The sequence below is a fragment of the Adlercreutzia murintestinalis genome (genome assembly GCF_943192905.1).
GTDB classification, from domain to species: domain Bacteria; phylum Actinomycetota; class Coriobacteriia; order Coriobacteriales; family Eggerthellaceae; genus Adlercreutzia_A; species Adlercreutzia_A murintestinalis.
Map to the genome: position 1 here is coordinate 21,093 of NZ_CALPCC010000004.1, position 20,400 is coordinate 41,492.

20 protein-coding genes and 1 tRNA gene are annotated in these 20,400 nt (G+C 63.2%); 16 read left to right on the plus strand and 5 right to left on the minus strand.

Going from position 1 to position 20,400, the window contains the following annotated elements:
• Positions 1–41 precede the first annotated feature (41 nt).
• The 13 genes from NFR19_RS01820 (at position 42) to ruvB (ending at position 13,730) form a co-directional block, all read left to right on the plus strand.
• Entirely contained in the window at positions 42–1,097 is a 1,056-nt protein-coding gene (locus tag NFR19_RS01820) for a polyprenyl synthetase family protein (protein WP_251212072.1), read from the plus strand.
• A 19-nt stretch (positions 1,098–1,116) separates the two neighbouring features.
• Entirely contained in the window at positions 1,117–2,010 is an 894-nt protein-coding gene (locus NFR19_RS01825; RefSeq protein WP_251212073.1) for a peptidoglycan-binding domain-containing protein, read from the plus strand.
• An 11-nt stretch (positions 2,011–2,021) separates the two neighbouring features.
• Positions 2,022–2,105 (plus strand) — tRNA-Leu (locus NFR19_RS01830).
• 31 nt (positions 2,106–2,136) lie between these two features.
• A complete protein-coding gene (locus NFR19_RS01835) occupies positions 2,137–2,631 on the plus strand; it encodes a PH domain-containing protein (protein ID WP_432762715.1) in 495 nt (164 codons plus the stop codon).
• The gene (locus NFR19_RS01840) at positions 2,632–4,632 is read left to right on the plus strand and encodes a PH domain-containing protein (RefSeq protein ID WP_251212075.1); all 2,001 of its coding nucleotides are present in this window, start codon (positions 2,632–2,634) and stop codon (positions 4,630–4,632) included.
• Between the two features lie 242 nt (positions 4,633–4,874).
• On the plus strand, positions 4,875–6,140 hold the full coding sequence (leuC, locus tag NFR19_RS01845) for a 3-isopropylmalate dehydratase large subunit (protein ID WP_251212076.1): 1,266 nt from the start codon (positions 4,875–4,877) through the stop codon (positions 6,138–6,140).
• A 26-nt stretch (positions 6,141–6,166) separates the two neighbouring features.
• Entirely contained in the window at positions 6,167–6,661 is a 495-nt protein-coding gene (locus NFR19_RS01850) for a 3-isopropylmalate dehydratase small subunit (RefSeq protein WP_251212077.1), read from the plus strand.
• 164 nt (positions 6,662–6,825) lie between these two features.
• A complete protein-coding gene (gene leuB, locus NFR19_RS01855; RefSeq protein ID WP_251212078.1) occupies positions 6,826–7,932 on the plus strand; it encodes a 3-isopropylmalate dehydrogenase in 1,107 nt (368 codons plus the stop codon).
• Positions 7,933–8,028: 96 nt separating this feature from the next.
• Entirely contained in the window at positions 8,029–9,348 is a 1,320-nt protein-coding gene (gene hisS / locus NFR19_RS01860) for a histidine--tRNA ligase (protein WP_251212079.1), read from the plus strand.
• Positions 9,349–9,534: 186 nt separating this feature from the next.
• On the plus strand, positions 9,535–11,322 hold the full coding sequence (gene aspS, locus NFR19_RS01865) for an aspartate--tRNA ligase (protein WP_285813426.1): 1,788 nt from the start codon (positions 9,535–9,537) through the stop codon (positions 11,320–11,322).
• 136 nt (positions 11,323–11,458) lie between these two features.
• Positions 11,459–11,995 (plus strand): crossover junction endodeoxyribonuclease RuvC, encoded by a 537-nt coding sequence (gene ruvC, locus NFR19_RS01870; protein WP_251212080.1) that lies wholly within the window; start codon positions 11,459–11,461, stop codon positions 11,993–11,995.
• Positions 11,992–12,582: a Holliday junction branch migration protein RuvA gene (gene ruvA / locus NFR19_RS01875; RefSeq protein ID WP_251212081.1), complete on the plus strand. Its 591-nt coding sequence runs from the start codon at positions 11,992–11,994 to the stop codon at positions 12,580–12,582. Before ruvC ends, ruvA begins: the two co-directional genes overlap by 4 nt.
• Before the next feature lie 83 nt (positions 12,583–12,665).
• Positions 12,666–13,730: a Holliday junction branch migration DNA helicase RuvB gene (gene ruvB / locus NFR19_RS01880; RefSeq protein WP_349665495.1), complete on the plus strand. Its 1,065-nt coding sequence runs from the start codon at positions 12,666–12,668 to the stop codon at positions 13,728–13,730.
• 217 nt (positions 13,731–13,947) lie between these two features.
• On the opposite strand, the gene NFR19_RS01885 is transcribed toward ruvB, so the two are convergent.
• The 5 genes from NFR19_RS01885 to NFR19_RS01905 form a co-directional block, all read right to left on the minus strand.
• The gene (locus NFR19_RS01885; protein ID WP_251212082.1) at positions 13,948–14,151 is read right to left on the minus strand and encodes a cold-shock protein; all 204 of its coding nucleotides are present in this window, start codon (positions 14,149–14,151) and stop codon (positions 13,948–13,950) included.
• 149 nt (positions 14,152–14,300) lie between these two features.
• Entirely contained in the window at positions 14,301–14,735 is a 435-nt protein-coding gene (locus NFR19_RS01890; protein WP_251212083.1) for a hypothetical protein, read from the minus strand.
• A gap of 70 nt (positions 14,736–14,805) precedes the next feature.
• Entirely contained in the window at positions 14,806–15,891 is a 1,086-nt protein-coding gene (queA, locus tag NFR19_RS01895; RefSeq protein ID WP_251212084.1) for a tRNA preQ1(34) S-adenosylmethionine ribosyltransferase-isomerase QueA, read from the minus strand.
• On the minus strand, positions 15,888–16,082 hold the full coding sequence (locus NFR19_RS01900) for a hypothetical protein (protein ID WP_251212085.1): 195 nt from the start codon (positions 16,080–16,082) through the stop codon (positions 15,888–15,890). Before NFR19_RS01900 ends, queA begins: the two co-directional genes overlap by 4 nt.
• Positions 16,075–16,833 (minus strand): epoxyqueuosine reductase QueH, encoded by a 759-nt coding sequence (locus tag NFR19_RS01905; RefSeq protein ID WP_251212086.1) that lies wholly within the window; start codon positions 16,831–16,833, stop codon positions 16,075–16,077. The genes NFR19_RS01900 and NFR19_RS01905 overlap by 8 nt, the downstream gene beginning before the upstream one ends.
• 66 nt (positions 16,834–16,899) lie before the next feature.
• Here NFR19_RS01905 and NFR19_RS01910 point away from each other — a divergent pair, with 66 nt between their 5' ends.
• Genes NFR19_RS01910 through NFR19_RS01920 form a run of 3 tightly spaced genes read left to right on the plus strand, consistent with a single transcriptional unit; the run spans position 16,900 to position 20,322 of the window.
• Complete coding sequence (locus tag NFR19_RS01910; RefSeq protein WP_251212087.1) at positions 16,900–17,823, plus strand: HAD family hydrolase; 924 nt, start codon at positions 16,900–16,902, stop codon at positions 17,821–17,823.
• A gap of 6 nt (positions 17,824–17,829) precedes the next feature.
• Positions 17,830–18,975, plus strand: coding sequence for a tRNA guanosine(34) transglycosylase Tgt (gene tgt, locus NFR19_RS01915; protein ID WP_251212088.1), 1,146 nt, complete (start codon positions 17,830–17,832; stop codon positions 18,973–18,975).
• A 12-nt stretch (positions 18,976–18,987) separates the two neighbouring features.
• Positions 18,988–20,322 (plus strand): MFS transporter, encoded by a 1,335-nt coding sequence (locus NFR19_RS01920; protein ID WP_251212089.1) that lies wholly within the window; start codon positions 18,988–18,990, stop codon positions 20,320–20,322.
• Positions 20,323–20,400: the final 78 nt, after the last annotated feature.

Sequence of the window (20,400 nt, forward strand, 5' to 3'; positions counted from 1 at the left end):
GCAATCGTTTACGCATACAATGCACAAGCCAGATGAGGACTATGAGAACAGCAAGCGAGCTTCTGAATACCGCGACAGAACCCTTCGACAGCTTCGAGGCCTATCTCGATTGCTACGCCGAAGATGTGGGAGAATTGGTGAATCAGTACATCCAGCGGGGCAGCCATCCCGATATGGACCGCTATCTCTACGATCCGCTGATGACGTACAGCAAGAATGGCGGCAAGCGCCATCGACCGCTGATCACGTTCGCGGCATGCCTGGCGGTGGGGGGAGATGTTGATCGCGCCACCTCGGCGGCAGCGTCCGTCGAGCATTTCCACACCGCCGCGCTCATTCATGATGATATCGCCGACGAGGCCGAGATGCGTCGCGGTGAGCCATGCCTGCACCTGACGGAGGGTGAGGGCCTTGCCATCAACATGGGCGATTTAGCATTGGCGCTGGCGGTGGGCCCGGTGATCGACGACCCGCTGCTGGATGATACGCAGAAGATACGCGTTACCAGCGAGCTCATCACCATGACGCGCCGCACGGTGGAAGGCCAGGCCATGGACATCGGTTGGGCGCGCGATGGTCGCTACGATATCACGCCTGAGGATTATCTGGTGATGGCCACGCATAAGACCGCGCACTATTCCGGCGCGGTGCCATTGGCGATCGGCGCCATCGTGGGAGATGGCACCGAAGAGCAGATACAGGCGTTGCGCGACTATGGCCTGCGCACGGGCTTGGCGTTCCAGATACAGGACGATCTGCTGAACCTGGTGGGGGCCGAAGAGGCCACGAAGAAGGATTTTCGCAGCGATATCACCGAGGGCAAGCGCACGCTGATGGTGGTGCATGCGCTCCAGCATCTGGACGGCGCACCGCGCGCTCGGCTCATCGAGATACTCTCATCGAAGGAGCGGCAGCCCGAGGGGCTGGCCGAAGCGGTCGAGCTGATGGAGCATGCCGGGTCCATTTCGTATGCGCGCGAATACGCCGAGGGGCTTACCGACAGCACCAAGGGACACCTGATCGAAGTGGTGGCGCCGAGCCCTGCGCGCGATCTGCTCATCGGCATGGCTGACTGGTTCGTGAAGAGATTGAAATAGACAACAGGTAGGCGACGATATGGCGGCGATGGATTCTATCAAGCGCGGCGACACGGGAGCGGCGGTTGAAGATGTGCAGGAGCGCTTGGCGTTGCTGGGACTGCTCGCACCCGAGGCGGTCAGCGGCGTGTTCGACGAGGCCACCGCGAAGGCGTTGAGCGCGTTTTGCCGCGCGCAGGACATGCCCCCTTGTGACGAGGTGACCAGCAAGGTATGGGCGGCGCTGGTGGATGCCACCTATCATATGGGTGACCGTACGCTGTACCTGCGCATGCCTTACTTACATGGCAACGACGTGCTGGAATTGCAGCGGGCGCTGGGCGCGCTCGGGTTCGCCTGCGGGGCAGATGATGGCATCTTCGGTGCCATCACCGAGATGGCGCTGCGCAAGTTCCAGGTGAACATGGGCCTGCCCTCCGATGGCATCGCGGGCGCCTACACGTTCGCGGCGCTGCGCCATCTGGAGCATTCCTGGGCCGGCAAGGAGCCGCCTCACGCCACGCGCAGCTTGGGTTTCGCGCGCGCCGCTGATGTGCTCGAGGCTCATGCGCTTTGCCTGTTCGGCACCGACAGCTTCACGCGCGAAGTGGCGCAGCGCATGTCGAATCTGGCGCTTGCCACCAATCCGGCATCGCGCATCGTCAGCGCTGACGCGCTTTCAGTGGCGCCTGACGAGGACATGCTGCTGGTGCAGATCGCCTTGGAGCCGGGAGAAGATGCGGTGCCTGAGGTGATCTACGACGAAGAGACGCTGCCACGTCGGTTGTCAGCGGCCATTCAGACCGCGCGTGCCGCGAAACCGCTGCGCGTGAAGGTGGTGCTGCCGGGGCCAAGCTGGATGGATGCGGGCGAGCAGCGCTCGGCCCAGCACTATGCCATCACGCTTCTGGATGGGCTGTGCGCCGTGCTGTAGAATGAACGTGTGGGGGCGTGGTGGAATGGCAGACACCGAGGTCTTAAAAACCTCTGCCGCAAGGCGTGCGGGTTCGAGTCCCGCCGCCCCTACCAATCTTTGATCGTATCTGCTGCGTAAGGAAGGATGCTCATGCGCGAGATGCCGCACGAAATGTTGGACCCCAAGATCAAGAACGTGTGGCGCATCAACGATGCCATCTGGATCGTGGTGTGCTTTCTGGCTTGCTTCGTCCCGTTCGTCATCGTGGCCAGCAGCGAAGATGGATCGTGGGCCATGGTGGTCATGGCGGTCATCGCTGCGCTGTTCGCGGTGTTCGCCATCATCTTCTTGGTCGTGCTGCCGCCGATTCGCTATGCGCGTTGGCGCTACGAGATGTCAAGCGATTTCCTTGATATCGCGCGGGGCATCATCTGGCGCAAGCGCTTCGTGATCCCGTTCATTCGTGTGCAGAATACCGACACGCGCCAGGGGCCCATCATGCGCGCGTTCGGGCTATCAAGCGTTACCGTGGCAACGGCAGCGGGCGAGCATGAGATACCCGGCATCAGCACAGCGCAGGCCGAACAGCTGCGCGATCGTGCGGCCGAGTTGGCTCGCATTGCGCGTGAGGATATCTAGATGACGAGCGCATACAACGAGAAATACGGTACGGCCGCTATGCCTGCGTCCACACCGCAGCCGGAGCAGGCGCCGGTGATGCCAGCGGTAGGCGAGCAACCGGTCGTTCAGCCGCCGGTGCCCGCACAGCTGGGACAGGCGACGCGCTCGGCGCAATCGGCGCAACCCATTCAGCCGTTCGGGCAGGAAGGCGGCCTTCCCGCCTATCATGTGCATCACAGCTACATTTGGCTCGGCACCATCCGCGCGCTGCTGGCTGTCTTCTTTGTGTTGATGATCTCGTCGTTCTCATCGGTGGCGGCGGTGGTGGACGAGATCGGCTACTCCGGCATCGGCATGGTGGGCGTGGTGCTCGGCGGCACGGGCGTGTTGTTCCTCATCTTCGTGGGGCTGGTGGTGCTGGTGCACGTGCTGGCGTACAAGCGCCTGTACTTCACGCTGGGGCCGAACGAGTTCAGCTTGTATAGCGGCATCATCACGAAGAAGCGCGTGCATGTGCCCTACGATCGCGTGCAGTCAGTCGATGCGCGCGCCAGCTTGATCCAGCGCGCATTCGGCGTGCGCAACGTGTTCATCGACACGGCTGGTGGCGCGTCGAACAAGGCGGTGCTGATACCGTACGTGACGAAAGCGCAAGCCGAGTGGCTGACCGCCGAGCTATACGCTCGCAAGCGCCAAGCGCTACAACCGCACGCCGCTCCGGTACCAGCTGCGGCGGTGGCTACCATGCAGGCGCACGGCGCACAGTCAGAGGCGAGCGCTGGGGCGCAACCCGGTGCGGTGCCGCGACCTGCCAACGTGCTCGACTATGGCAAGCAGGCATGGGATGAAGTGGGCGGCGTGTTCGCGGGTGCGCCCCAGCAGGAAATGACCCCACGCTACGAATACGGTCTGACGAATGCGCAGTTGTTCTTGGCGGGCATGTCCAGCAACACCTCGTTCGTGCTGCTGGTGGTGGGATTCATGGCGGGCGTGGGCCAGCTCTTTCAGTTCGCGAGCGATCTCTTCCCCGAGCAGACCGGTCAGGTAGAGCAGACGGTGGGGACGCTCGTTGCGCAGGGGGCCGATCCGCTGATGAGCACCGGCATCGCGTTGTCCGTCGTGGGCATTTTGGTCGTGCTCGCCCTCTTCTGGCTTCTGTCGGCAGTGGGTCAGTGCATCAACTATGGCGGGTTCCGCGCGCGCCGCGTGGGGGATCGCGTTGAGGTGGAGCATGGTCTGTTGCAGCACACGCGCCAGAGCATCAGCATCCAGCGCGTGCAGGCGGTCGTGGTGAAGCAGTCGGTCATTCGCCGACTGATCGGCTATTGCGAGGTGTCGCTCGACAAGATCGACGCGGCTGCCTCGGATGATGCGGGCCAGCAGAAGAACAGCCTCAACGCGACCGGGGTGGTCGTGCATCCGTTCTGCAAGCTGGCCGATGTGCCAGGCATCTTGCAGGGCCTGGTGCCCGAGTATGCGGGTATTCCGCAAGGGCGCACGCCCGTGGCACCGGTGGCGCTGCGGCGCGGCATCATTCGTCGCTGCATCGTCCAGGGCGGCGGCTTCTGGCTGGCCGTGATCGTGGCGGTGTTGCAAGCGGTGGTGAACATGGTGTTCGCACCCGAGGCCGGGCTCACCACGAATACGGCGGAGGCGGACGCGGTGTTCGTGGGGTGGTGCAACATCATTTGCACGGGCCTGTACGTGGTGGCCGCTATCGTGTTCGTTCTTGAGCTGATAAGTGCATTGCGCTGGGCGCGCGAGTCGGGCTTCGCGGTGAATCGCCAGTTCATGAAGGTGGTCAATGGCGGCTTGTCGCGCGAAGAGCGCAGCTTCCCGCGCGCCAAGATCCAATACGGCTACACGCGTACCAATCCATTCCAGCGCCTGTCCCAGGTGGCTACGCTGAACGCGCGCACGGCCGCGGGCGTGGGCGGCACGACCATCACGTTGTGGGACGTGTCGGCAGAGGATGCGGCTGCGTGGCTCGCGTGGCTCGAGCCGCGTCGGCAGGCATAGCGTCAGCAGGCAGAGCGTCCGCAGGCAGAAGGAACGCGGGCGCATTCCGCATATCCAAAGCAGAGAGGCATGTCTCGTTGAGCGACGGGCAGGAGGTCGTGTGGCGAGCGCCAGAAGGCGCACTCGTCGAAGCGGGACCTTGCGGTGGCGGCTGTTCGGAGTTTCTGCTACAGCGCACTGCTTCCTGCGGTGTGCAGTGGTAGAATCTCCACCACACAACAGAGTTTGAATGGAGGTTGCTTATGGCGCGTGCCATGACCATGGCAGAGAAGATCCTCGCGGCCCATGCCGGGCTTGATGAAGTGGAACCAGGACAGTTGATCGAATGCGACCTTGACCTGGTGCTGGCAAACGACGTAACGGCACCCATCGCCATTCGCACGGCCACCGAGATAGCGGATGCGGTGTTCGATCCGCAGCGCGTTATCCTCGTGCCCGACCACTACGTTCCCAACAAAGATATCAAGAGCGCCGAACAGGCCAAGATCGTGCGCGATTTCGCACATGCGCAGGGCATCACGCACTTTTACGAAGTGGGCTGCATGGGCGTTGAGCATGCGCTGCTGCCCGAGCAGGGCGTGGTCGGCGCGGGCGATCTGATCATCGGTGCCGACAGCCATACCTGCACCTATGGCGCGCTGGGCGCGTTCAGCACCGGCGTGGGTTCCACCGATGCGGGCGTGGGCATGGCGACGGGCAAGGCGTGGTTCAAGGTGCCCGAGACCATCAAGTTCGTGGTGGACGGCCAGTTGGCACCGGGCGTGACCGGCAAGGACGTCATCTTGCACATCATCGGCATGATCGGCGTGGATGGCGCGCTGTATAAGGCCATGGAGTTCACCGGCAGCGCTATCGAGGCGCTTCCCATGGATGAGCGCATGTCCATCTCCAACATGGCCATCGAGGCGGGTGGCAAGGCGGGCTTGATCCCGGTGGACGACGTCACGCGCGCGTATATGGATGGTCGCGTGGAGCGGCCCTCTACCGAATACCATAGCGACGCGGATGCGGAATATGCCGATGTCATCCACATCGATGCGGCCGACATCGTGCCCACCGTGGCCTTCCCGCATTTGCCCAGCAATACGCGCCCGGTCGCTGAGGCGCGTGAGGTGCGCATCGATCAGGCGGTCATCGGCAGCTGTACGAATGGGCGCTTGGACGATATGCGTCAGGCGGCCGAGGTGCTGCGCGGACGCACGGTGCATCCCGATGTGCGTTGCATCATCATCCCCGCCACGCAGCAGGTGTATCGGCAGTGCATCGAAGAGGGGCTGATGGACGTGTTCCTTGATGCCAACTGCGCTGTGAGCACGCCCACCTGCGGTCCGTGCTTGGGCGGGTACATGGGTATTCTGGCCGCAGGCGAGAGAGCCATCGCCACGACGAATCGCAACTTCGTCGGCCGCATGGGCGACCCCACCAGCGAGGTGTATCTGTCCAGCCCTGCGGTGGCCGCTGCGAGCGCGGTGTTGGGGCACATCGGCCTGCCCACTGACTTGGACTAGGCGAAGACGGATCGGAGGGAGAGAGAGTGGAATTCAAAGGCAACGCATTCCGGTATGGGCGCGATATTGACACCGATGTCATCATCCCGGCGCGCTACCTCAATACATCGGATCCGGCCGAGCTGGCCAAGCACTGCATGGAGGATCTGGACACCACCTTCGTCGAGCGCGTGCAGCCTGGCGATATCATCGTGGCCGACGAGAACTTCGGGTGCGGTAGCAGCCGCGAGCATGCACCGATCGCCATCAAGGCGGCCGGCGTGGATGCGGTCATCGCGAAGAGCTTCGCCCGCATCTTCTATCGCAATGCCATCAATACGGGGCTGGCTATTCTGGAATGCCCCGAGGCGGCGGACGCTATCAGCGAAGGCGACGTGGTGCGCGTGGACACCGAGACGGGCACCATCACCGATGAGACCACGGGGGCAACGTTTCAGGCGCAGCCATTCCCGCCGTTCATCGCCGAGATCATCGAGAAGGGCGGACTGGTGAACCGCTGGAAGGAGAAGCTGGCCAATTGATCTTTGGCGAGCACGTGATGTGCCTCAGGGCCATGCTCTCGCTGCTCGCTTCGCTCGTGCGCTTCGTTGGCTTCATGCATTCATGCAGCGCTTTGCGCTTTTAAAGTTTGTGTTCAGGCGACCTTTCAGCACATTATGTGCTCGCCTACGATTGGAGAAACTAGATGACGACTTACAAGATATGCCTCTTGCCGGGTGATGGTATCGGCCCGGAGATCATCGCCGAAGGGTGCAAGGTGCTCGATGCGGTGGGTGCGAAGTACGGTGCGAGCTTCGAGTACACCGAAGCCGCCATCGGCGGATGTGCCATCGACGAGTTCGGTACCGCGCTGCCCGATGAAACGCTGGCGGTGGCGAAGGCAAGCGACGCGGTGCTGCTGGCCGCGGTGGGCGGTCCGAAGTGGGACACCACCGACCCTGAGCGTCCGCGTCCCGAGCAGGGTTTGCTCGGCATTCGCAAGGGCTTGGAGCTCTACACCAACCTGCGCCCGGTGCAGATATTCTCAGCGCTGTCCGAGGCGTCCACCTTGAAGCCTGAGGTGATCGATGGTGTTGATCTGATGATGGTGCGCGAGCTGACCGGCGGCGTGTACTTCGGCATGCGTGAGCGCTTCTACGATGAAGAAGGCGCGGGTCCGAACGGCAGCAACGGCCAGCGCGCCTACGACACCATGGAGTATCGCGAGTACGAGATCGACCGCATCGCGCGCCAGGCGTTCGAGGCTGCGCGCAAGCGTCGCAACAAGGTGACCAGCGTGGACAAGGCGAACGTGCTGGAATCCAGCCGCCTGTGGCGCGAGATCGTGCATGCGATCCACGATAAGGAATACCCGGATGTGGAGCTTGAGGATATCCTGGTGGACAACTGCGCCATGCAACTGATCACGCGTCCGGCCGATTTCGACGTCATGGTCACCGAGAACATGTTCGGCGACATCCTCTCCGATGAGGCGGCGCAGCTGACCGGGTCGCTGGGCATGCTGGCAAGCGCCAGCCTGGGCGATAGTACGGCGCTCTACGAGCCGAGCCACGGCAGCGCGCCCGATATCGCGGGTAAGGGCATCGCCAACCCGCTGGCGCAGATTCTCTCGTGCGAGATGATGCTGCGCTACAGCTTCGATATGCAGGATGCGGCCGATGACATCCGCCGCGCGGTGACGGCTGTGTTGGATGCGGGTTGGCGCACGGGCGATATCGCCGATGCGGCCACGCCAGCTGACAAGGTGGTGGGCACGGTGCGCATGGGAGATCTGGTGGTGGAGAACCTCTAGGCGTATCCGACAGAGTCCAAGCGACGCCCGCAGCTCAGTTGCGGGCGTTTTCTTTGCGCTACAATGGGCTGATCGAGCAAAAGGATAGGAGCGAACATGGTGATGCACGCACCGGAGGGCACGCGCGATCTGCTGCCTGATGAGGCGCTGTTCTGGGAAGAGTTCAAGCGCACGGCGGCCGAGGTCTTCGGGCGGTGCGGGTATGTACCCCTTGACACGCCCATCATCGAGCAGACCGAGCTGTTCGTGCGCGGCATCGGCGAGGCGACCGATGTGGTGGGCAAGGAGATGTTCACGGCCATCAGCGGCGCGAACCTAGCGACGCTGCTCGAGGGCGGCTCCATCAAGAATAAGAGCCGCTTGAGCTTGCGACCCGAGGGCACGGCGGGCGTGGTGCGCGCGGTGGTGCAGCATGACCTGGTGCCGCAGGGCGCACCTCCGGCGAAGCTGATGTACGCCGGTCCGATGTTTCGCGCGGAGCGCCCCCAGCGCGGGCGGCAGCGTCAGTTCAATCAGGTCGGCATCGAATGCCTGGGCACCGACGACCCTACGGTCGATGCCGAGGCTATCATCATGCTCATGCGCTTCTATGCGACCATGGGCATGCCCGCCGATGCGATGCGGCTGCTGGTCAACTCCATGGGCTGCGAGGCGTGTCGTCCGGCGTATCGCGATGCGGTGCGCGCGTATATGGAACAGCATGCCGAGGGACTGTGCGAAGATTGCCACCGTCGCATGGAGACCAATCCGCTGCGCGCGTTCGATTGCAAGAATGAGGGGTGCGCTGCGGTGATGGCGGGCGCGCCGAAGATCACCGATCATCTGTGCGAGGATTGCCAAGCGCACTATGGGCAGGTGAAAGCGCTGCTCGATGGTGCGGGCGTGTCGTATCACGAGGATGCGGCGCTCGTGCGCGGGCTGGATTACTACACGCGCACGGTGTTCGAGGTGCAGGTGGACAACGGCAAGCGCAGCCAGAGCGCTATCGGCGGCGGCGGCCGCTACGACAAGCTGGCCGAAGAGGTGGGCGGGCGTCCCACGCCAGGCTTCGGGTTCGCGCTGGGCTACGAGCGCACCATGCTGGCCTTGCAAGAGGCAGGGGTGGAGTTTCCCGCAGCGCGCCGCTGCGATGCGTTCGTGGCATGCGTGGATGATGCAGCACGGCCGCAGGCGTTCGCGGTGGTGGAGCAGCTGCGCGAAGCGGGCATCAAAGCCGACATGGACCACCAACATCGCAGCTTGAAGAGCCAGTTCAAGCTGGCCGATAAGCTGGGTGCGCGCTCTGTGGCGGTGCTCGGGCCCGACGAGCTGGCGGCAGGCGTTGCCAATCTGCGCAATATGGCAACCCATGAAGAGCGCCGCGTGGCGCTCTCTGCGCTCGCGGGAGAGCTGGCGGTTGAGCGCAGCGAGAACTGACCGTGCTCGCGCCCAGCGCTTTGGCTGACAGCTTCGATATGAGCCGCGGTCTGTAGGAGCCGCGTTCGAGTTGCTTGGCGGTCATTGGGGGCCAAAGCGGGTTTAGCGGCGCTGGTGGCATATGCGCCTGGCAGCAACTGTCGTACAATAGTGCGGTTGCGAACGAAACGATACAGGAGACATCGCATGGCCGAGAACACCGACTACATGAACGAATACAGCATGCACACTGCGACGTGCGGGCAGCTGCGCGCGAGCGATGTGGGGCGGCAGGTGACGCTGTGCGGCTGGGCATGGCACAACCGCGACCATGGCGGTCTTATCTTCATCGATCTGCGCGACCGCACGGGCTATGCCCAGATCGTGGTGGACCCAGATTGTGTGAGCGCGGAGGATTTCGCGTGCGCTGAGCACGTGGGGCGCGAATACGTGTTGCGCGTGGTGGGTACGGTGCGCGAGCGTGCGGCCGATGCGGTGAACCCGAACATGGCTACCGGCGAGGTGGAGGTGTTGGCCAGCAAGCTTGAGGTGCTGAACACCAGCGTGACGCCGCCGTTCCAGATCGAGGATGGCATCGAAACCGACGAGACCACGCGCATGAAGTGGCGCTATCTCGATCTGCGCCGCCCAGAGATGTTCTCGAACATAGCGTTGCGCCACCGCGTGATGCAGGCGATGCGCCGTGCGCTCGACGAGCGCGGCTTCATCGAGGTGGAAACGCCCATTCTGGCGAACTCCACGCCGGAAGGCGCGCGCGACTACATCGTGCCGAGCCGTCCGAATCCGGGCACGTTCTACGCGCTGCCGCAGAGCCCGCAGCAGTTCAAGCAGATGCTGATGGCGGGCGGCGTGGAGCGCTACTTCCAGATCGCGCGCTGCTTCCGCGACGAGGATCTGCGCGCTGATCGCCAGCCCGAGTTCACCCAGGTTGACGTTGAGATGTCGTTCGTCACCGAAGACGACGTGATGACCATGATGGAGGACGTGCTGCATGAGGTGTTCGCGGCCGTGGGCACAGAGCTGCCGGTTCCGTTGCCGCGCATGCCCTATGCCGAGGCCATGGCGCGCTACGGCAACGATCGCCCCGACGTGCGCTTCGGTATGGAGCTGCACGATATCACCGACATCGTGCGCGATTCGGGCTTCAAGGTGTTCGCCAGCGTGGCGCAAAGCGGCGGCGTGGTGAAGGCCATCAACGCGAAGGGCGCGGGCGATTGGAGCCGCGGCGACGTTGAGAAGCTGGCGACCATCGCTGAGGCGAACGGCGCGAAGGGCATGGCATGGGTGGCGTTCACCACCGCAGGCGAGGAAAAGAGCCCCATCAAGAAGTTCTTCACCGACGAAGAGTGGGCGGCGCTGAAAGCCGAGATGGACGTTGAGCCGGGCGACTTGCTGTTGTTCGCCGCCGATCAGCCTGCGATCGCCAACGCGGTGCTCTCCGCGCTGCGCCTGCACATGGCTGATACGCTGGATGTTCCGCGCGAGGGGCATGCGCTCTTGTGGGTGGTCGACTTCCCCATGTTCCGCTACGACGAGGACGAGAAGAAGTACGCGGCCGAGCATCACCCGTTCAGCAAGGTGGTCGACGAGGATATGGACCGCATTGAAAGCGATACGCTCAGCGTGAAGAGCTACGCCTACGACGTGGTCATGGATGGCTATGAGCTGGGCGGCGGGTCGGTGCGCATCCATAACGCCGACGAGCAGCGCCGCATCTTGCGCGTGCTGGGCCTCACCGACGAGCAGATCGACGAGAAGTTCGGCCATTTGATCCACGCGCTCGAGTTGGGCACGCCGCCGCATGGGGGCATCGCGCTGGGACTCGATCGCTTGGTCATGCTGCTGGCGGCCAAGGATTCCATCCGTGACGTGATCGCCTTCCCGAAGACGAGCAGCGCGAGCGACCCCATGACGGGCGCTCCCAACGAGGTGACCGCGCGTCAGCTGAAGGAAGTGGGTCTGCGCCTGATGTAGGGTGCGTCGGCACGTGGATGACAGGCCATTGCTCGCTGTGTCCGACGGGCTCCGCGGCTGCGCGAAACGCATTCTTGAATTCAGCAAACATTTGTTCTATAATGCCGAAAGCTGATCGGAGAGGGAACGGAGCAGCGTGGCATTGGACAGGCTCATACTCGGCATAGACCCGGGCCTGGCGAATACCGGTTGGGGTGTGGTGCATCAATCGGGCAGTCGCTTGGCATGCGTGGCCTATGGATGCGTGTCCACCTCAGCGCAGCACGATCTCGCAGCGCGTCTGCTCAAGATCCACGATCAGATCGGGGCGGTCGTGCGTCGCTTCCGTCCCACGTGCGTTGGCATTGAAACGGTCTGGTTCGGGCAGAACATCACGGCGGCGTTCGCCACCGGTCAGGCGCGCGGCGCGGCGCTGGTCGCGTGCGCGCAAGGTGGCCTTGAAGTGGGCGAGTTCTCCCCCAAGCAGATCAAGCTGGCTGTGGTGGGCACGGGCGGCGCTGAGAAGGAGCAAGTGCAGTACATGGTGCAGAAGCTGCTCTCGCTCGAAGAGGTGCCTCGGCCCGATCACGCCTCCGACGCGCTGGCGGCCGCCATCACGTTCACCACTCATTCCGGTGTCGCCGAGCATCGCCTGGCGGAATTGGTGGCGCAGGCGGAAAGGAAGTCCGCATGATCGCGTTTCTCAAAGGGCAGCTCGCAGCTAAGACGCTCTCATGCGCCGTTGTAGAAGTGAGCGGCGTTGGGTATCAGGTGCTCATGTCGCAAGATGCCCTCTCAAAGCTGGGGCAGACCGGTTCTGAGGTGCAGGTGCTCACGTATTTGCACGTCAGCGATAGCGGCATCGCGCTCTATGGCTTTTTGACCGAAGACGAAAAAGCATTGTTCGAAAAGCTGATCGGCGTGTCGGGCGTGGGGCCGAAAATGGCATTGGCGGCGCTCTCAACGTTCAGTCCGCGTGCGTTGGCCGATGCGGTCGCTGCACAAGATGCAACGCAGGTGTCGAAGATCCCTGGGGTGGGCAAGAAAACAGCGCAGCGCATCATCTTGGAATTGAAGGGCACGTTAGAGGTGGGCGATGGCGGCCTTTTCGCAGCTGACGACGCGCCCTCGGTGGTGGATGCGCGCCTGACGGGCGCGTCTGAGGCGCTGCTCGCCATGGGGTTCACTGCTGCTGAGGCAGAGTTGGCATTGAAGGGTGCCCCGGAAGGCGCTACGGAAAGCGCACTGGTAAGATATGCGTTGAAGCGGCTTGGCGGATAGCGCTTCTGGTGCGCGCAGGCGGGTAGAGCGTTGCAGCGCTGCGCCGAAGCAGCAAGAAGGTAGAAAGCGGTCTGGTAGGCACGATGGACGAGATAGAGGGCATGATCTTTCAGGCAGAGGCTGACGGTGCGCCATCTGATGCTGCGCACACGCGTGCGCTCGCGCCCGAGCTGATGGAGGAAGATATCGCCTTCGATCGTTCGTTGCGTCCGAAGCGCTTTGATGATTATCTGGGGCAGTCCAAGGTGAAGGAATCGCTCGAAGTCATGATCCAGGCAGCCCGCTCGCGGGGAGACGTGGTAGATCATATCCTGTTCAGCGGCCCTCCGGGGCTTGGCAAGACCACCCTGGCGGCGGTTGTGGCAAGCGAGCTGGATGCCAACATTCGCACCACCAGCGGGCCAGCTATTGAACGCACGGGTGACTTAGCAGCCATCTTGACCAATCTTGAAGAGGGCGATGTGCTCTTCATCGACGAGATACACCGCCTCAATCGCATGGTGGAAGAGATCCTGTATCCAGCCCTTGAGGATTTCAGCTTGGATATCATGGTGGGGAAGGGCCCGGCTGCGCGTTCCATCAGGCTGGATATCCCTCGCTTTACCATGATCGGCGCCACCACGCGCACCGGGCTTCTGACCGGTCCGCTGCGCGACCGCTTCGGCATCGTGTATCGCTTGGAATACTACACGCCCGACGAGTTGGCCGATATCGTGGAGCGTTCAGCTACCATCTTGGATATCGGCATCGATCGGGAAGGAGCGCTTGAGATCGCACGACGCTCGCGCGGCACGCCGCGTTTGGCCAACCGAATGCTCAAGCGCGTGCGCGACTGGGCTCAAGTGCGCAGCGATGGACGTATCACGGAAGATGTCGCAGCTCAGGCGCTGAGTTTCTTCGAGGTGGATAATCTGGGCCTTGACGCCATGGATAACCGCATTCTCCAAACGCTGTGCGTGCAGTTCTCGGGAGCGCCGGTGGGGCTGACCACGTTGGCGTCCGCGCTCTCGGAGGAAACCGACACGCTCGAAGACGTGTATGAGCCATACCTGATGCAGCAAGGGCTGCTCATTCGCACGCCGAAGGGGCGCGTTGCCACTGCGCGCGCATTCGAGCATTTGGGCATGATGCCGCCAGCGTCTTCGTAGCGGCGTGCTCGGTGCGCCCGCATGCGGCTGCCTTGGTCGGTGTGTCCGCGTGCTGCAGGCTTGCTCGGCGCGTCTGCGCATTGCTGGCTTGGACGGGTAAACAATGCGAAGCGTTGGAGGCTGCGGTGCGCACCTGCGGATGCTCTCGCAGAGCACGCGCAAAAAAATGACCCGCCGGAGCGGGTCATGCAGGTTCTGAATATATGCTCAGTTCCAGCTATTTCTTCATGACGTTGCTGGCTTGCAGCTTGCCATTCTGGCCAGTCGTGATGTCGAATGTGACCGCTGCGCCTTCGTCGAGGGTCTTGAAGCCGTCCATCTGGATCTCAGAGAAGTGAACGAACAGGTCTTCGCCGTCGTCCTGAGAGATGAAGCCGTAGCCCTTGTCGGGATTGAACCACTTAACAGTACCTTCAGCCATGCTAATTCCCACTTTCTTCCCCCGCCTACCGGGGGATCACACAGCGATGCGCACCCCGCGCACCGTCGCTTCGCTTTGAAGCACCGCATAACTATACGCTACTTGCTCAGCATTGACGGCGCGATTCTCGCAGAAAGTGAAAGATTTAGCTAATCGTTACTTTGATTAAGGAACGCCTTCATGGCTTGGTCCGCATCATCGGAAGACGTACCGGCGCCATCAACATCCATGTCTGAGATATCGTGCCCGTAGGCAGTGGCAAGAGCGCGTGCTTGGTTGGCGCGCAGCTCTGCGAGCTCAGCTTGTCCGGCCTCGCTGCGGTAGGAGGCTGCCAACATGAGCGAGCGAGCCATGTATTCGGTCAGCGCCGGTTCGGTACCTGATACCTGAAGCACGGTAGCCATGGACTCTGGCGCTAAGGCCAGCAGGGCATCGCCGTCGATGTCAACCGCCTGGCCAACCGCCGCTTCCAGCAATTCAGCCCCGCCGCGTGGGTCGCGCTCTTCGGTCTGTCGCTGCATGGCGCGCATGATGCCTGCCGCAAAATCAACCAGCATACGCACCAGATAGTCCTGTGTCAGCATGGGTCCTCGTTTCGTCGCGTGTGTCCGTCCATTGTAACGGTCGGCTCTGTGCGAAGTGTGATGATGCGCTCTACACGATGAGCATGGCGTCGCCGAACGAGAGCATACGATAGCGCTCGGCGATGGCGTGTTGGTAGGCTGCCATGATCTGCTCACGGCTCGCGAACGCTGACACCAGCATCATGAGCGTCGAGCGCGGCACGTGGAAGTTGGTGATCAGCGCATCCACCACCTGAAAGGTGCTGCCTGGCAGCAAGAAGAGCGAGGTGGCAGCGCGCTCTTTCGCCTCGATGCGCTCGGTCTGCGCGTTCCAGGCGCTCTCGAGCGATCGCACGCTGGTCGTGCCGACTGCCACCACGCGCCCGCCCGCCTCTTTCGTGCGCTCGATGGCGCGCACCGTGCGCTCGGGCACCGTGTAGAACTCGGTGTGCATAGCGTGGTCTTCGGCGTTCTCTTCATCGACCACACGGAAGGTATCCAGCCCCACCTCAAGCTCGACCGTTTCCCACCCAATGCCGGAAGCTTCGCACCGCTCGATCAGCTGCGGCGTGAAATGAAGCCCGGCGGTAGGCGCAGCAGCCGAACTCTCGCGCTTGGCATAGACGGTCTGATACATCTCGGCATCGCCTGCGTAGTCTTTGATGTAGGGCGGCAGCGGCGTGGTGCCTACCGCATGAAGCGCCTCATCCAGCGAGGGCAGCTCTGTGGTCAGGCGCGCCAGACGCTCGCCCTTCTGCGCACCGGGCGCCCAGTCGATGATCTCGGCCGAAAGCGCCACCTGCCCGGTCGCATCGGCGAAGTCGACCACTGCGCCCGTGCCTGGCTTCAAGCGTTTGCCCGGTCGCACGAGCACCTCCCAGAACGCACGCTGATTCGTGCGCGGTTCAGGCCCGGCGGCCTCGCGCAGCAAGAACACCTCAGCGGCCCCACCCGTGCCCCGCTTGGCACCGAGCAGCCGCGCTGGCAACACGCGCGTTTCATTCGCCACCAAAAGATCGCCCGGTCGCAGGTAGTCGATCACGTCGTGAAAGATGCGGTCCTCCAAGCGCCCGTCGGTCCGATGCAGCACCAGCATGCGGCACTCATCGCGCACGGGCGCCGGTGCTTGCGCGATTAACTCCGGGGGAAGGTCGTAATCGAAATCAGCAGTTCTCATAGCAGGTCATACCTCTTGTATCGCTCGAGCATTGATGCAAGCGTCATCTTCTGGGCAAGCAACTGGCGAAACGTCGCCGTTCTCTCCTTGCCCTCTGCGCGCAGCTTGTTCATGAGCGCGATGGTCTCGTCGTGCTCCGTCACGATATCGTCACGCATGAGCTGGAACGCTTCCAGCGCGCCGTCACGCATCGGGATGCTCCTTTCGGTGGGCCCGGAGCGCTTTGAGCACCGCGCGCTTGTGCGCCTGCTTGGCATCATAGGCGGCTCGCTGCGCGCGACGCGCGGCCAAGCGACGCTCTTCGGGCTCGCGTGCTGCGGCGCGCCGCGCCTTCTCGGCCTCGCGCGCGGCCGCACGTTCCTCCCGCTCGGCTGCCGCCTCCGCCTCAGAGAAGCGGCATCCGCAGTAGACCTGACGGTACATGCCCGCCTCTCGACTGCGCCGGGTAGCCTCCGCGTAATGGGGGGAATAATCCTCGAAGAAACTCCGAATGCCCGCCTGCTCGCAGGCGCGCTCCAATTCTTCGCGAATGATCCATCCGTACTGGTAGGGGCTGACCGAGAGCGTGGTGCCCAGCGCGCCGAAACCATGCGCGGCCGCATAAGCAGCCGATTCCTCGAAGCGCACCCGATAGCAGGCCCGGCAGCGGGCCTGACGCTGCGCCTCTGAGCCATCCGAGGCCTCGCCGATGCGTCCCGCCGTTGCTTCCCACGCATCAGGTGCATAGGTCCCCTCAGCAAAGGACAGCCCTATCTCGGTCGCCCAGGCGCGGATGGTGTCGCGGCGGCGTGCGTATTCGTCCGCAGGGGCGATGTTGGAATTGGCATAATGGATGTGGGGCTCTATCCCACGCTGGCGCAGCAGGCGCACCGGCTCTAAGCTGCACGGCCCGCAGCAGGCATGCAGCAGCAGATGAACGGGTTTTTCCTCAGTTGATTCCACGGCGCTATACTACCATGTTACCCATACAGAACACGCGCTGCGACGGCGGCGCTCGACGGAGGCGTTATGCGAAACGAGAAGAGAGAATACCGCGCGATCTGCTTCGATCTGGACGGTACGCTGCTGCCGATGGATATCGACGAGTTCATGCAAGCGTACTTCGGCCGCATCGCAGCGTTCATGGCAGCGCACGGCTGCGATGCCGAGCGCTTCATGGCGGCGCTGAAGGCGGGCACCAAGCAGATGGCCCTGCATGATGGCTCGCGCACGAATAAGGAAGCATTCTGGGATGAGTTCTTCGTGGTGTATGGCGAAGACGATCCAGCAGAGCAGGAGCGCCTGCAGCAGCTTTCGGTCGAGTTCTACGATCGGGAGTTCCCGCACATCGGCGATGGATTCCAAGGCGATCCGGCGGCCGCGCGTGCGGTGGCGAAGCTGGCGGCCAAGGGCTACCCGCTCGTATTGACCACCATGCCCATGTTCCCGCGCCGCGCGGTCGAGCATCGGCTGGCATGGGCGGGGATCGACCCGGCGGCGTTCGAGCGCATCACCTCGTACGAGAACTCGCGCGCGGTGAAGCCGAAGCAGACCTATTATGCCGAGAACGTGGCGGCCATGGGCGTGCGCGGGGACGAGGTGCTCATGGTGGGCAACAACACCATGGAGGATATGTCGTTTCTCGATCTGGGCGCCCACGGGTATCTGGTGACCGATTGGCTGCTCGATCCGATCGGATTCGATCTGGACACCATCGAACACGGGAGCATGGCCGACTTCGAGGTGTGGGTGGACGAATTGCCCGCCTGCGCTGATCCTGCGCAAGGCATCGTGCCGGGGGCGATCGAGCCTGCGGCCATGCAGGCGGCGTTGCAGGCGAACGCGCTGCCCGAGATGGATCTGGCCGATGCTCAGCGCAAGGCCGCGCTGGTGGCGGATGCGGTGGCGGGCGACCACGAACCGGGTGCCGCCAGCGCTGTGAGAGTGGGGTAGCGCAGCATGGCTTTGTTCGATTGCAAGGTGGATGCGCGCAGCGGCCACGCCCGTGCGCTCACCTACACCACGGCGCACGGCGACTTCCACACGCCGATGTTCATGCCGGTGGGCACGCATGCCACGGTGAAGGGCATCACGCCCGATCAGCTGACCGCACTGGGCGCGCAGGTGGTGCTGGCGAACACGTACCATCTGGCAATGCGCCCTGGGGCTGAGGTGGTGGCAGAGGCTGGTGGCGTGCATGCGTTCATGAACTACCACGGGCCCATGCTCACCGACTCGGGCGGCTTTCAGGTGTTCAGCCTGGCCGACACGGTGAAGCTGAGCGCCGATGGCGTGGAATTTCGCAGCATCTACGATGGCAGCCGCGTGTTCTGGACGCCGGAAAAGAATATGGCGATACAGCAGCTGATCGGGGCCGATATCGCCATGCAGCTCGACCAGTGCGCGCCCTATCCGGCCGAGCGGGACTTCGTTGCTCAGGCTGTTGTTCGTTCGCACAAATGGGCGCGCCGGTGTTTGGCTGCCCACACCAAGCCCGACCAGACGCTCTTCGGTATCGTACAGGGAGGAATGCATCTTGATCTGCGATTGGAGAGCGTGCGTGGATTGCTGGACATAGAACGCGAATCGCAAGCTGTGGGTGGTCGGCGCTTCGGCGGCTTCGGCATCGGTGGGTACTCGGTGGGTGAGAGCCACGAGGTGATGTTCGAGACGCTTGGGCAGGTGGCGCGCGCGCTGCCGGATGACCGGCCGCGCTATCTTATGGGCGTGGGCAACCCTACCACGTTGGTGCGCGCAGTGGGCGAGGGAGTGGACATGTTCGATTGCGTGCTGCCCACGCGCACCGCACGTATGGGCACCGCCTTTAGCAGCACGGGCCGCATGAACATGCGCAATGCCAAGTTCGCGCGCGATTTCACGCCGCTCGATCATGCGTGCACCTGCTACACCTGCACGCATTTCACACGCGCGTACCTGCGCCATCTGGTGAAGCAGGACGAGATGCTCGGCGGCATTCTGCTGAGCCTGCATAACCTGCATTACCTGCTGGATCTGATGCGCCGCGCGCGCGAGGCGGTGCTCGAGGGCGCCTATGATGCCTTCTTGGCCGCATGGATGGCAAGCCCTGCTGCGCGGGATTACTAGGCAGGGCGGTGCATGAGCAGCTTCAACCCCAAGGTCTATGCTGATCTGCTGCGCGTGCGGCAAGCCTACGCCTTCGAGGCGGGTTGCTTCCTCATGCGCTTTTACGCCTACATGATGAACATCGGCACCGTGACCATGTTGACGCTGGCGGGGTATTCGTTCTTCGTGGCCGGGCTGACCTCGTCGATCATCGCGCTGTCCACGTTCTTCATCGCGCCGCGCGTGTCGAAGCTGGTGGACGAGCGCGGGCAGCATCGTGTGGTGCCGGTGGCGGCGGCCATCACCATGGCAGGGCTGGCGGCTATGCTGGTCAACATTGCTGCGCACGGTCCGGAATGGGCCCTGTTCGTGGCGGCGTTGCCCATGGGCTTCGTGCCGAATCCGCAGGCGCTCGCCCGTGCGCGCTGGACGTTTTTGATCCGTTCGGGGCGGCTCGGGGATGCTGCGCCCGATTTGCGCACCATGTTCAGTTACGAAGGCGTGCTCGATGATATCGGGTTCATGTTCAGCCCCTCCATCAGCATCGCGCTCGCCTCGGCCATAACGCCGGTGGCAGGCCTGCTCGCAGGTGGTATTTCGTTCGCGGTGGGCACAACGCTGCTCACGCTTTCGCGTAGCACCGAGCCAGTGCCGGGATGGAGCGATGCGGCGCGCTCGGCGGGCGCATCGCGGGCAGTCGATGCTGCGGGAGCTTCGGGCGCAGATGCAGATGCGGCAAGCGCGGCGAAGGCCGCTCGCCCCAAAAGCGTGTTGCGCACCTCAGGTGTGGTGCGGATGCTGTTCGCCGTCATGTTCTTCGTGGGAGCGTTCTTCAGCGTCTTCGACGCCACCACCGTGGCGCTCTCCGAGGAATTGGGCAACCCGAACATCGCCAGCGTGGTGCTCATCGTGGCGTCGTGCGTATCCATGGTGACCGGATTCCTCTTCGGCATGGTGCGCCTGCGCATTCCGCAGTACGCGCAACTCTTGGTCACCGCTGTCATCATCGGCTGCGCGTACGGCAGCATGTTCTTGGTCGATTCAGCGCTCTCGCTGTTCATCATGTCCACCATAGCGGCGCTGTTCTACGCCCCACTGCTCATCACGGTGAACGCCACGTGCGAGCGCGCGGTACCTGGCAGCCGCATTACCGAGGCCATCACGTGGATGAACGCCGGTATGTCGTGCGGTATGGCGTTCGGGCCGTCGGTCAGTGGCATCATCGTGGATACGTGGGGCGCTGCGGCCAGCTTCGATTTCGGCGCCGTGCTCGCATTTGCGGTGCCGGTGACGGCGCTTCTGGGCGCGCGCATTCTGAAGCAAGGGCTCCAGAAGAGCTACGAGGTGGTCGGTCAAGAGCACCTTTGATGGGGCGAAGGGACGCTGTTCGCGCCGCATTGGTCGATATGGTCTACTATAGGCATCAGGCGAACAAAAACGCGAAGG

What these genes read in the sequence shown, in the direction of transcription:
- NFR19_RS01885 (WP_251212082.1), bottom strand. Translation starts at nt 14,151, where the DNA reads ATGGCTGAAGGTACTGTTAAGTGGTTCAATCCCGACAAGGGCTACGGC.
- tgt (WP_251212088.1), top strand. Translation starts at nt 17,830, where the DNA reads ATGGCTTTGTTCGATTGCAAGGTGGATGCGCGCAGCGGCCACGCCCGT.
- NFR19_RS01920 (WP_251212089.1), top strand. Translation starts at nt 18,988, where the DNA reads ATGAGCAGCTTCAACCCCAAGGTCTATGCTGATCTGCTGCGCGTGCGG.
- NFR19_RS01825 (WP_251212073.1), top strand. Translation starts at nt 1,117, where the DNA reads ATGGCGGCGATGGATTCTATCAAGCGCGGCGACACGGGAGCGGCGGTT.
- NFR19_RS01900 (WP_251212085.1), bottom strand. Translation starts at nt 16,082, where the DNA reads ATGCGTGACGGCGCGCTGGAAGCGTTCCAGCTCATGCGTGACGATATC.
- ruvB (WP_349665495.1), top strand. Translation starts at nt 12,666, where the DNA reads ATGGACGAGATAGAGGGCATGATCTTTCAGGCAGAGGCTGACGGTGCG.
- NFR19_RS01840 (WP_251212075.1), top strand. Translation starts at nt 2,632, where the DNA reads ATGACGAGCGCATACAACGAGAAATACGGTACGGCCGCTATGCCTGCG.
- aspS (WP_285813426.1), top strand. Translation starts at nt 9,535, where the DNA reads ATGGCCGAGAACACCGACTACATGAACGAATACAGCATGCACACTGCG.
- NFR19_RS01835 (WP_432762715.1), top strand. Translation starts at nt 2,137, where the DNA reads ATGCTCATGCGCGAGATGCCGCACGAAATGTTGGACCCCAAGATCAAG.
- leuB (WP_251212078.1), top strand. Translation starts at nt 6,826, where the DNA reads ATGACGACTTACAAGATATGCCTCTTGCCGGGTGATGGTATCGGCCCG.
- queA (WP_251212084.1), bottom strand. Translation starts at nt 15,891, where the DNA reads ATGAGAACTGCTGATTTCGATTACGACCTTCCCCCGGAGTTAATCGCG.
- NFR19_RS01820 (WP_251212072.1), top strand. Translation starts at nt 42, where the DNA reads ATGAGAACAGCAAGCGAGCTTCTGAATACCGCGACAGAACCCTTCGAC.
- hisS (WP_251212079.1), top strand. Translation starts at nt 8,029, where the DNA reads ATGGTGATGCACGCACCGGAGGGCACGCGCGATCTGCTGCCTGATGAG.
- NFR19_RS01890 (WP_251212083.1), bottom strand. Translation starts at nt 14,735, where the DNA reads ATGCTGACACAGGACTATCTGGTGCGTATGCTGGTTGATTTTGCGGCA.
- leuC (WP_251212076.1), top strand. Translation starts at nt 4,875, where the DNA reads ATGGCGCGTGCCATGACCATGGCAGAGAAGATCCTCGCGGCCCATGCC.
- ruvA (WP_251212081.1), top strand. Translation starts at nt 11,992, where the DNA reads ATGATCGCGTTTCTCAAAGGGCAGCTCGCAGCTAAGACGCTCTCATGC.
- NFR19_RS01910 (WP_251212087.1), top strand. Translation starts at nt 16,900, where the DNA reads ATGCGAAACGAGAAGAGAGAATACCGCGCGATCTGCTTCGATCTGGAC.